Origin of the sequence: Oceanicaulis sp. UBA6590 (assembly GCF_002433705.1) — a bacterium.
In the GTDB taxonomy this organism is placed as follows: Bacteria; Pseudomonadota; Alphaproteobacteria; order Caulobacterales; family Maricaulaceae; genus Oceanicaulis.
Genome location: NZ_DJIQ01000044.1, coordinates 1 through 11,042, shown reverse-complemented (window position 1 = coordinate 11,042; position 11,042 = coordinate 1). Strand labels below are relative to the sequence as shown.

Annotated in this window: 10 protein-coding genes; 5 read left to right on the top strand and 5 right to left on the bottom strand. The window is 64.5% G+C overall.

Features of this window, described 5'->3' with window-relative positions:
• From B2Z70_RS09835 to B2Z70_RS09825, 3 genes are all read right to left on the bottom strand, one after another.
• Positions 1–281, bottom strand: a 281-nt coding sequence (locus B2Z70_RS09835; RefSeq protein ID WP_292982906.1) for a GTPase, incomplete at its 3' end; no start/stop codon positions are given.
• A 115-nt stretch (positions 282–396) separates the two neighbouring features.
• On the bottom strand, positions 397–1,623 hold the full coding sequence (locus B2Z70_RS09830) for a methyl-accepting chemotaxis protein (protein WP_009801700.1): 1,227 nt from the start codon (positions 1,621–1,623) through the stop codon (positions 397–399).
• Between the two features lie 117 nt (positions 1,624–1,740).
• Positions 1,741–3,441, bottom strand: coding sequence for a methyl-accepting chemotaxis protein (locus tag B2Z70_RS09825; protein ID WP_009801699.1), 1,701 nt, complete (start codon positions 3,439–3,441; stop codon positions 1,741–1,743).
• A gap of 288 nt (positions 3,442–3,729) precedes the next feature.
• Here B2Z70_RS09825 and mnmA point away from each other — a divergent pair, with 288 nt between their 5' ends.
• Entirely contained in the window at positions 3,730–4,866 is a 1,137-nt protein-coding gene (gene mnmA, locus B2Z70_RS09820) for a tRNA 2-thiouridine(34) synthase MnmA (protein ID WP_348764677.1), read from the top strand.
• On the opposite strand, the gene B2Z70_RS09815 is transcribed toward mnmA, so the two are convergent.
• Positions 4,863–5,249 (bottom strand): CPBP family glutamic-type intramembrane protease, encoded by a 387-nt coding sequence (locus tag B2Z70_RS09815; RefSeq protein ID WP_292982901.1) that lies wholly within the window; start codon positions 5,247–5,249, stop codon positions 4,863–4,865. The two genes, mnmA and B2Z70_RS09815, sit on opposite strands and share 4 nt — an antisense overlap.
• A gap of 199 nt (positions 5,250–5,448) precedes the next feature.
• On the opposite strand from B2Z70_RS09815, the gene B2Z70_RS09810 reads away from it, so the two are divergent.
• On the top strand, positions 5,449–6,636 hold the full coding sequence (locus tag B2Z70_RS09810) for a thiolase family protein (RefSeq protein ID WP_009801696.1): 1,188 nt from the start codon (positions 5,449–5,451) through the stop codon (positions 6,634–6,636).
• Positions 6,637–6,693: 57 nt separating this feature from the next.
• Here the strand turns inward: B2Z70_RS09810 and B2Z70_RS09805 are convergent, their stop codons facing one another.
• Positions 6,694–7,137 carry a hypothetical protein gene (locus B2Z70_RS09805; RefSeq protein WP_292982899.1) on the bottom strand — a complete coding sequence of 148 codons (444 nt, stop codon included), beginning with the start codon at positions 7,135–7,137 and terminating at the stop codon, positions 6,694–6,696.
• A 263-nt stretch (positions 7,138–7,400) separates the two neighbouring features.
• Between B2Z70_RS09805 and B2Z70_RS09800 the strand changes: the two genes are divergently transcribed.
• Genes B2Z70_RS09800 through B2Z70_RS09790 form a run of 3 tightly spaced genes read left to right on the top strand, consistent with a single transcriptional unit; the run spans position 7,401 to position 10,963 of the window.
• Positions 7,401–8,630, top strand: a complete 1,230-nt coding sequence (locus B2Z70_RS09800) for a thiamine pyrophosphate-dependent enzyme (protein ID WP_009801694.1) — start codon at positions 7,401–7,403, stop codon at positions 8,628–8,630.
• A 3-nt stretch (positions 8,631–8,633) separates the two neighbouring features.
• A complete protein-coding gene (locus B2Z70_RS09795; RefSeq protein ID WP_009801693.1) occupies positions 8,634–9,647 on the top strand; it encodes an alpha-ketoacid dehydrogenase subunit beta in 1,014 nt (337 codons plus the stop codon).
• Between the two features lie 2 nt (positions 9,648–9,649).
• Positions 9,650–10,963, top strand: a complete 1,314-nt coding sequence (locus B2Z70_RS09790; RefSeq protein ID WP_292982894.1) for a dihydrolipoamide acetyltransferase family protein — start codon at positions 9,650–9,652, stop codon at positions 10,961–10,963.
• The last annotated feature ends 79 nt before the right edge of the window (positions 10,964–11,042 follow it).

Here is an 11,042-nt window from a genome sequence, read left to right as displayed (position 1 = left end):
TTGGCGAGGAACTGGTTGCCCAGACCTTCGCCCTGGGACGCGCCTTTCACCAGGCCTGCAATGTCCACGAAGTTCATGCGCGCCGGGATGATGTTGGCGGAGCCGGCGATCTCGGCCAGCTTCATCAGGCGCGGTTCGGGCACCGCCACCTCGCCCACATTGGGTTCAATGGTGCAGAATGGATAGTTCGCCGCCTGGGCCGCCGCCGTCTGGGTCAGCGCGTTGAACAGGGTGGACTTGCCCACATTCGGCAGACCGACAATCCCGCATTTGAAACCCATGGCGCACGCCTCCTGAACATCCTTGCCGCGACCGGCTCGCTTTGGCGGGCCGTATAGGCCGGATGCGCTAGTGAGGGAAGGGGGGCGGACAGACGCCCGATCGCCCGGCCGGGCGCTAGGCGGCGTTCACGGCTTCCAGGAAAGCGTCGATCCGGTCGGACAGATTATCGGAGTTGGTGCGCAGCTCTTTCGCCATTTCGGCGATCTGGTTGGCGGCGGCCACGGCGTTGCGGGCGCCCTGCATGACCTGGGCGCTGTCCTCATCCACGGCCTGGGTCTTCTGGGCGGCGGTCTGGGCGGTGCCGGAAATCTCGGCGACGGCGGCGGTCTGTTGTTCGACGGCGGATGCGCTCTCGGCGGAGGCGGCGTCGATCTCGCTGATCTCTTCGACGATGGCGGCAGCGGTTTTGGACGCGTCCTGCACGCTCGCTTCAAAACGGGAAATCCGTTCGCCGATGGTTTCGGTCAGCTTGGTGGTCTGGGTTGACAGCGCTTTCACTTCGCTTGCGACCACGGCGAAGCCCTTGCCCGCTTCGCCGGCGCGCGCGGCCTCGATCGTGGCGTTCAGCGCCAGGAGATTGGTCTGCTCCGCCACCGCATTGATGCCGGATATGATCTCGACCATGTCCGCCAGGGCCGAGGCCATCTCGGTCATGCTGGCCTGGCTTTCCTGGGTGCGCTCGGCGGTGCGGCGGGTGAGGTTGGAGACCCGCTCGGCGGAGCCGCGCACCTCGTTGATGGACACATTCAGCTCTTCCGTGGCGGCCGCCATGGTCTGCACGCCATTGCTGGCTTCCCGGGCGGCTTCGTTCATGGAGGACGCGCGCGTCTGGCCGTCCTCGGCGGCATGGCGGGATGTCTCGGCGGCGTTGACGACCTGCTCCAGCAGCGCTTCCACCGCCCGCAGGGTCTGGCCCGCGCCGGTCTTGAAGGTCTCGATCTCCGCCTGGAGTTTCTGGGCGCGTTCCGCCTCGGTGGCCTTGCGCGAGAGCTCGCCGGCGGACGCGGATTCCGCGTCGCGCAGCTGAGCGGTCATGTGATTGAGCGCCTTCGAGATGCGGCCGATCTCGTCGCCGCGAGCGTCCAGGCTGTCATCGGTGCTGCGATCACCCTCGGCGACGGCGTCCATGCGCGCAGCGAGATCCAGCATGGGCTTGAACATGCGCTGGATGACCGGCCAGGCGGCGACAGCGGTGATGCCGCCTGCGATGGCGGTCGCCAGCAAGAAGCCGACCCAGCCCGCGCCCAGAGCGGCGTAGATCGCCGTCTTGAGCATCACTCCAAAGGTCATCAGTCCGAGAAAGACCAGAATGAAGCGAACGGAAAGCGGAAGGGCAGGCATGGCGCATCTCTCAGCTGGGGACTGGATTTCTGATGCGGCCGGTTCGGTTAATCCCCCCCTAATGAGCCTGTGCAAAACCACACTCATCAGAGGGGAATAGGGCGAATAATCTTATGCTCAGGCGGCGCGGACCGATTTGAGGAAATCGTTGATGGTCTGCGACATGGACGAGGCGTTGGTCTCGAGCTCCTCGCACAGGGCGGCGATCTGCTCAGCATTGGTGACCGATTGTTCCGCGCCCTGCATGACCGTGCTGGTCTCCTCATCCACAAGCCCCGTCCGTTCGGCGGCGGTCTGGGCGGAGCGGCTGATCTCGGCCACGGCGGCGGTCTGCTGTTCGACGGCGGACGCGCTTTCAGAAGACGCCTGATCGATCTGGATCATGGCCTCTGCGACGCTTTCGGTCGCCTCGCCCGCGTCCTGAACCAGGGATTTGAAGTTCTGGATCCGGGCGTTGATGGTTTCGGTCAGCTTGGTGGTCTGCTCGGCGAGGGCCTTCACCTCGCTCGCGACCACCGCGAAGCCCTTGCCCGCTTCGCCGGCGCGCGCGGCCTCGATCGTGGCGTTCAGCGCCAGCAGGTTGGTTTGTTCGGCGACGGCGTCGATCCCGGCGATGATCTCGGTCATGTCGCTGAGGGATTCGCTGATATCCTCCATCTTCGCCCGGCTCTGCTGGGTCTGTCCCGCAGAGGCGGAGGTGAGGTCCGCCACCCGGGCCGCTGACCCGCGCAGTTCGCCGATCGAGGCGTTCAGCTCTTCGGTGGAGGCGGCCATGGTCTGCACCCCGGCGCTCGCGGCGCGCGCCGCTTCGCTCACCTTCACGAGGCGGTCGCGGCTTTCGATGGAGGTGGACTTGGTCGCTTCAGCGGAGGCATGCACTTCGCGGGCGGCCTCGATCACGGCGCTCAGCACTTTCTGAGCCGCATTCTCGAATTTCGAGATTTCTTCAGCCAGTCGCTCGGCGCGTTCGGCTTCCCCCGTCTGCTTGTCGAGTTCGGACTGACGCAGGGCTTCGGCGTCTTTCAGCTTTGCGCACAGATCCTGCACCGCCTTGGCGATGCGTCCGATCTCGTCCTTGCGGTCCAGGAACTGGTGATTGGGCGCGTAATTGCCATGCGCGACCTCATCAATCGTCTGGGTCATCGTGTTCAGCGGGGACAGAGCCCGACGGCTGACCCAGAACCCGACGCCGCCGGCAATGGCGAGCGCCATGAGCGCAAGCAGACCGGTGATCATGAGCACATGATTGCGCGTGGCGATGATGGCGGCTTTCTCGACCCCCACATAAAGAATGCCGATGGTTTCGCCATCGGGGGTGAAGACCGGCTGGTAGGCAGTGAAATAGTCCTTGCCCAGGATCGTCGCCTGACCGCGGAAGCCCTGCCCGGCCATCATGGAATTGTAGACCGCGCCCTGGCCCAGCGGCGTGCCGACGGCGCGATTGCCGTCCGGTTTGACGATATTGGTCGTGCGGCGGAAGAAGTCGTTCTCGGCCGGAGACCAGATGAACAGCGTTGCGGTCTGTCCCGTTTGCTGGCCGATGGAGTCGATCATCTCATGGGAGCTGAACTCCGGCAGGGCGGGCGCCACCAGCCGCGTGATATCGCCTTCGCGATTATAGCTGATCTCCAGTTCCGGCAATCGCGTCGCCTGCAGCGTGGCCGCCGCCACCCGCAAGTTCATCTCCTGCGCCTCGGAAGCGGAGCGCGAAATGGAATTGTTGATCACCCAGCCTGCCGAGATGGCGGTCAGCGCGATCCCGATCGCCACAAGACCCAGGATCAGGGCCACGAGCCGCGTCACTAGAGAGTTGGACATTGAAATCCCCATGTATCGACTTCACCCACGAACTCATGAGTGTGCCTAACAAAAGCTGAAGAAGTCTGAGGCGAAGGCGTTAACAAAGAAAATGTGATCTGGTTGTGTGGCCTTGAAGCCGTTTTGGCCTTATATGCCGCGCTCCTGTTGCTGTTCGCCGCCGATCTTGACCCGGCGGGGGAGAGGATGATGACGACATTGATTTCCAACGCGCCGCGTTCGAACGCGGGCGCGTCAATGCCTGACATGCCGAAACCGGCTCTGGATGAAGCGCGCGTGGACGCGCTGATGGCCGAGTACGGGCTGACGGGCGAATTCCTCAATCTGGGCGGCGAGCCCTCTGACCACCGCGTGGTCGCGGCCATGTCCGGCGGGGTGGACAGTTCCGTCGTGGCGGCAGTGCTGCATCGCGCGGGCTATCAGGTCGTGGGCATGACGCTGCAGCTCTACGATCATGGCGAGGCCGTGCACCGAAAGGGCGCGTGCTGCGCGGGCCAGGACATTCATGACGCCCGCCGCGTGGCGGAGGCCATGGGCTTCGCCCATTACGTGCTCGACTATGAAACCCGGTTCCGCGAGGCGGTGATCGAGGATTTCGCCGACACGTATCTGGCGGGCTTCACCCCCATCCCCTGCGTGCGCTGCAATCAGTCCGTGAAGTTCGCGGACCTCTTGGCCACCTCCAAGCAATTGGGCGCGGACTGCCTGGTCACGGGGCATTACATCCAGCGCACCATGAGCGGGAACCGGCCCGAGCTGCGCCGCGCCGCCGATGCGGGCAAGGACCAGTCCTATTTCCTGTTCGCGACCACAGAGGAGCAGCTTGATTATCTGCGCTTCCCGCTGGGTCATCTGAACAAGGAGCAGACCCGCGAGCTTGCCGCCGCGCTGGGCCTCATCGTGGCCGCCAAGCCCGACAGCCAGGACATCTGCTTCGTGCCCGACGGCGATTACGCCGCGGTGGTGGAGAAGGTGCGTCCGGGCGCGTCGCGTCCCGGCGAGATCGTGCATCTGGATGGTCGGGTGATGGGCGAGCATGAGGGCGTGCTGCGCTACACCGTGGGCCAGCGTCGCGGGCTCGGCATTGCGACGGGCGAGCCGCTCTATGTGGTGCGGCTGGACGCGGAAAACGCGCAGGTCATTGTCGGCCCGCGCGAGGCGCTGAAGGTCAGCAGGATCACCCTGACGGACGTGAACTGGATCGGGGATGGCGACCTCTCCGAAGCGGACGGTCTGACCGTCGGCATCAAGGTGCGCTCCACCCGTCCGCCCAAGCCGGCGATTCTGGAGGTGACCGGAGACGGCGTCTTCGTGCTGCTGGAAACGGGCGAAGAGGGCGTTGCGCCGGGGCAGGCCTGCGTCTTCTATTCTCATCCCGATCATGACCGGGTGTTGGGCGGCGGCTGGATTCGGGCGACGGCTTAACCCGTCCCCGCCTTCCACCCCACAACCACGACCCAGTGCAACGCCATGGCGGGCCACAGACTGCCCGTTCGATGGGTGAGGGCGGTGCAGAGCGCACCGAGAGCCGCGACGAGGGTCAGGAAAGCCGGTTCGGTGAAGACCGGTTGCGCCATGGGCAGGCCGAGCCAGACCTGAACCGGGTGCCAGAGCACGAAGGCGGCGAGCGACAGCGCGCTGACCGCAAAGTCTTTGGTCGTGGACATGCGGGCAGGCTGGAGAATCCCCCGGAACACCAGCTCCTCACCCAGAGCGGGTATCAAGAGCGCGATTGCCGCCAGACGTAGAAATGCATCCGGATCATTGCGCAGGCCCGGCAGCCCCATAGAAAAGTGAATGGGGCTCATAAGTGTGTGAATTGCGAAGGCTGTCAGCCCGAAAAGCCCCAGCGCAGCTGCTCCTTCAACGAGGCCTTGCAGGCCCGGAAGCGTCCTGAGCCGGGCTGCTGCGGATGCGAGCAGACTTGACGCGGTGCGAAACAAGGCCTTTTTCTCCTGCCCAATGACCGGCCGCCGAGCCGGCCGCAATAATGATAGGAGACGGACCATGAGTGCCGAAGATCCGATTGTCATCGTTGGTATGGCTCGCACCCCGATGGGCGGCCTGATGGGTGAACTGGCGGGCCTGTCCGCCAATGAGCTGGGCGCCGAAGCGGTCAAGGCCGCGCTCGCCGAAGCCGGCGTCGCAGGCGACGATGTGGACCTCATCTACATGGGCAATGTGCTCAGCGCTGGCCAGGGCCAGGCCCCGGCGCGCCAGGCGGCCATCAAGGGCGGTCTGCCCAAATCGGTCGAGGCGACCACGCTGAACAAGATGTGCGGCTCCGGCATGCAGGCCGCCATCATGGGCCGCGCCTCCATCGCCTCGGGCGACGCCTCTGTGATCGTGGCGGGCGGCATGGAATCCATGACTAACGCGCCGCACCTGCTGCCGAACCACCGCACCGGCTTCAAGTATGGCCATGACGTGATCAAGGATCACATGGCCCAGGATGGTCTCGAGGACGCCTATGAAGGCAACGCCATGGGCGTGTTCGCCGACATGATCGCCCGTGAGCACCAGTTCACCCGTGAGGACCAGGACGCCTATGCGCTGGAAACCCTCGCCCGCGCCATCCGCGCCACCGAACAGGGCGATTTCAAGCGCGAGATCACCCCGGTCACCATCAAGGACCGCAAGGGCGAGACGGTGGTCGAGACCGACGAGCTGCCCCGCAAGGCGCGCCCGGAAAAGATCCCGAGCCTGAAACCGGCCTTTGGCAAGGATGGCACCGTGACCGCGGCGAACGCCTCCGCCATTTCCGATGGCGCAGCTGCGCTGGTGATGATGCGTCAGAGCGAAGCGGAACGCCGCGGCCTCAAGCCGCTGGCGAAGATCGTCGCCACCGCCGCTCACGCCCACGAGCCGGCCTATTTCACCACCGCGCCGGTTCCGGCCATGCGCAAGGTTCTGGAGAAGGCGGGCTGGACCAAGGACGATGTGGATCTCTGGGAAATCAACGAAGCCTTCGCTGTGGTCCCGATGATCGCGATGAAAGAGCTGGGCCTCAGCCATGACGTGGTGAACGTCAATGGCGGCGCCTGTGCGCTGGGTCACCCGATCGGCGCCTCCGGCGCGCGCATCATGGTCACCCTGATCGCCGCGCTGGAAAAGCATGGCAAGTCCAAGGGCGTCGCCTCGCTCTGCATTGGCGGCGGCGAAGCCACCGCAGTCGCGATCGAGCGCCTGAACTAGTCGGCGGCCGAGTGCTGATCGAGAAAGCCCCGGCCTGCTGGTCGGGGCTTTTTCGTGTCAGTCGAGGAACAGGACGTCATCATCGGGGGGCGTCAGAAGACCGGGCAGCGGGTCCTTGAACCTCTGCGGAAGCCCGACGGTCATCAACGCCGCCTCCCAGTTCATGCAGAACTGGGACAGGGCGCCGGACTTCTGGGCCGCCCGCGCCAGTCTCTGAGCCGCGTTGGCGCCATGAGAATGCGCCAGCCAGGCCAGGGGCAGGCCATGGGGCACATTGATCGCCAGTCCTTTCAGGAAGCCGATCCAGTCCTGCATCGGGTCATAGCCGTCCAGCTTTCGGAAATCGAAGATGGCGCCCTGTATGCGATCGACCTCGATGCGCCGCTGCAATTCCTGCAGATTGCCCATGGCTCCGCGAACCGTCTCCTGTCCCGTCACAGCGAGATACCAGATCCGCGGTCTGTTGCAGATGAGCATGTTCGCCAGATTCGCGCGAGGCATGAGGTCCACCCATTCGGCATGTGGTCATGATTGTCCGGGGTGTAACTTCTGATTGGTAAATCAAGTGGCGCGCGCAGCGTTGCAGCGTCTGTCAGGCGAGGTGAATTGCGGCTCCGGTGCGATGCCTTCCGCCGTAATTTCTCGATTTATGACGCGCTGCAGCATGGCTTTGTCCGCCGCGCGTCGCTTGCCAAACGCTCTCCAGATCGCTACCTCGCAGCCCGAAAAGCCTTGTATGGCTTGAAGAAACGTACGGACAAAGCATGTCGAACGGCCAATCCCGCTTCCATGTTCCGACCCCGCCCTATCGGCCGGGGGACGAGCCCGACTTCACCCATCTTGACCTGCAGAAGGCTGGCGAGGCGCCGCGCCCGGATCCGTCTTCGGGCTGGGAAGAGACCCGCGACCTGGCCACCGGCCTTGTGGGCGTGCTCGACCATAACCACCAGGCGGTCGGGGACTGGAACCCGGAGCTGAGCCCGGAAGTCCTGCGCGAGGGTCTGAGCCATATGGTGCTCACCCGCATCTATGACGAGCGCATGCTGAAGCTGCAGCGCCAGGGCAAGATGAGCTTCTACATGAAGTCCACGGGCGAGGAGGCGGTCGCCGTCGCCGCCGCCATGGCGCTCAAGCCCAATGACATGGTGTTCCCCAGCTATCGCCAGCAGGGCATCCTGTTCGCACGCGGGCGCAACATCGTGGACATGATGTGCCATTGCATCTCCAACAGCCGCGATAATCTCAAGGGGCGTCAGCTGCCGGTGCACTACACCTGGGCGGAAGGCAGCTTCTTCACGATCTCGGGCAATCTGGGCACCCAGTTCCCGCAGGCCGCCGGTTACGCCATGGCGTGCGCCTACAAGGGCGAGGACCAGATCGCCGCGAGCTGGATTGGCGACGGCACGACGGCGGAAGGCGACTTCCACGCGGGTCTGACCCTGGCGTCCACCTATCGCGCGCCGGTGATCTTCAACGTCGTGAACAATCAGTGGGCCATCTCCTCCACCCAGAACATCGCCCGCGGCGATGCGCCGACCTTCGCGGCGAAGGGGCTGGGCTATGGCCTGGCGTCGATCCGGGTGGATGGCAATGACTTCCTCGCCGTCTACGCCGCGACCCAGTGGGCCGCCGAGCGGGCGCGCCAGGGCAAGGGTGCCACGGTGCTTGAGCTGTTCACCTATCGCGCCGATGCGCACTCCACCTCGGATGACCCGACCAAATACCGTCCGAAGACCGAATTCGACCGCTGGCCGCTGGGCGATCCCATCGAACGCCTCAAGCAGCATCTGATCGGCAAGGGCGAGTGGGATGAAGACCGCCACGCCAAGCTGGAAGAGCAGATGACCGCACTGGTGGTGAAATCCTACAAGGAAGCGGAAAGCCACGGCACGCTGCATGAAGGCCCGCTCAGCCCCACCGAAAGCATTTTCGAGGACGTCTACGCCAAGCCTGACTGGCGCCTGCGCCGTCAACGCCAGGATCTGGGGGTTTAATCCATGCCGGCCATGAACATCATTCAGGCGCTGAACTCCGCCATGGACGTGCTGCTGGAGCGTGATCCGGACGTTGTGATCTTTGGCGAGGATGCGGGCTATTTCGGCGGCGTCTTCAAGGCCACCGACAAGCTGCAGGAGAAATACGGCCTCGACCGGGTGTTCGACACCCCGATCAACGAGGCGGCGATCGCCGGCATGGCGGTCGGCATGGCGGCCAAGGGGCTCAAGCCCATCGCCGAGATCCAGTTCGCCGACTACATCTTCCCGGCCATCGACCAGATCATCTCCGAGATGAGCCGCATCCGCTATCGCTCGGCGGGGCAGTTCACTTCGGGCTGCGTGGTGCGCTCGCCCTGGGGCGGCGGCATTCGCGGCGGCCAGACCCACTCGATGAGCCCTGAAGCCTTCTTCACCCATGTGCCGGGTCTTCAGGTCGTCGTGCCGTCCAACCCCTATGACGCCAAGGGCTTGCTGATCGCGGCGCTGGAAAGCGGCGATCCGGTGATCTTCTTCGAGCCCAAGCGGATCTATAACGGCCCGTTTGACGGCGTGCCGGACACTCCGCTGAAATCCTGGGCCAAGCACGCCAAGGGCGAGGTCCCCGAAGGCCATTACACCGTCGAGCTGGGCAAGGCGGAAGTCGTCCGCGAAGGCGAAGCCTGCACCGTCATCGCCTATGGCACGCTGGTTCACGTCGCTCAGGCGGCCGCCGAAGCGGCGGGCATCGACGCCGAGATCATCGATCTCAAGACGCTCGTGCCCTATGATATCGAGACCATCGCCAAGTCGGTGAACAAGACCGGTCGTGTCGTCGTCGCCCAGGAAGCGCCGCGCACCTCGGGTTTCGGCGCCGAGCTGGCCGCCCAGATCCAGGAAGAATGCTTCTACGCTCTGGAAGCGCCGATCTTCCGCCTGACCGGCTGGGACATTCCCTATCCGCACGCCCATGAATGGGCGTACTTCCCCACGCGCGACCGTTTTGCCCGCGCGATGAAGACCGTGACGGAGGCCTGAGCATGAGCGAATACAAGTACAAGCTCCCCGATGTGGGCGAAGGCGTCGTCGAGGCGGAAATCGTCGAATGGCACATCAAGGCCGGCGACAAGGTCACTGAAGACCAGCACATCCTCGATGTGATGACCGACAAGGCGACCGTCGAGATCCCTTGCGCCGTGAACGGCGTGGTCAAATCCATTGTCGGCGAGCCCGGTGAAGTGATCGCGGTCGGCACCGAAATCCTCGTCATCGATGTGGACGGTGAAGTCCCGGACGATGTCGAGAACACGGCGGAGCCGGAAACCAAGGACGCTCCCAAGGAGGAGTCCAAGGCCGAGGCCCCCAAGGAAGAGCCGAAACCCGAACCGAAGCCGGAACCCAAGCCCGAGCCGAAACCGGCTCCGGCGGCGGCTCCGGCGAAAGCCGCCGCGCCTGCGCGTTTCAATGGCGAACGTCCGCTGGCGAGCCCGGCGGTGCGTCAGCGCGCGCTTGAGGCCGACATTGATCTCGCCCATGTGCCGGGCACGGGGCCTGCGGGCCGGATCACCCATAATGATCTTGATGATTTCATCGCCGCGGGCGGTCGTCTTGTCTCGAAAGCGGGCGGGGCTGGCGCGTCCAAGGCGCCGCGCACCGGCAAGCAGGACATCAAGGTCATCGGCCTGCGCCGCAAGATCGCCGAGAACATGGCGCACGCCAAGCGCACCATCCCGCACATCACCTATGTGGACGAGATCGATCTGACCGCGCTCGAAGACCTGCGCGCGCACATGAATGCGAAAAAGTCCGACGATCAGACCAAGCTGACCATCATCCCCTTTCTGGTGATGGCGCTCGTCAAATCCCTGCCGAAATTCCCGCAGGCGAACGCCCATTTCGACACGGACGGTTCGCTGCTGACCCAGCATGACGGCGTGCATTGCGGCATCGCCGCCGCCACGCCCAACGGGCTGATGGTGCCGGTGATCAAGCACGCCGAAAGTCTCGATATCTGGGAAGTGGCCGCCGAGGTGAAGCGCTTGGGTGACGCCGCGAAAGCGGGCAAGGCCACCAAGGACGAGCTGACGGGCTCCACCATCACCATCACGTCTCTGGGCGCGATCGGCGGCATCGTCACCACCCCGGTGATCAACCATCCCGAGACGGCCATCATCGGCGTGAACAAGATGCAGACCCTGCCGCGCTATGACGAGGCGGGCCGCGTGGTGCCGAAGAAGATCATGAACCTGTCCTCCAGCTTCGATCACCGCATCGTGGACGGCTATGAAGCGGCCTTGCTGGTGCAGGAGATGAAGGGGTATCTCGAAAACCCCGCGACGCTGTTCATGGACTAGGGCTTGTGCCCGGCCCAGACTGAAAGCCCGGCGCTTGCGCCGGGCTTTTTGTTTGGTTCTGAAACCCCGGCCAAGCGCA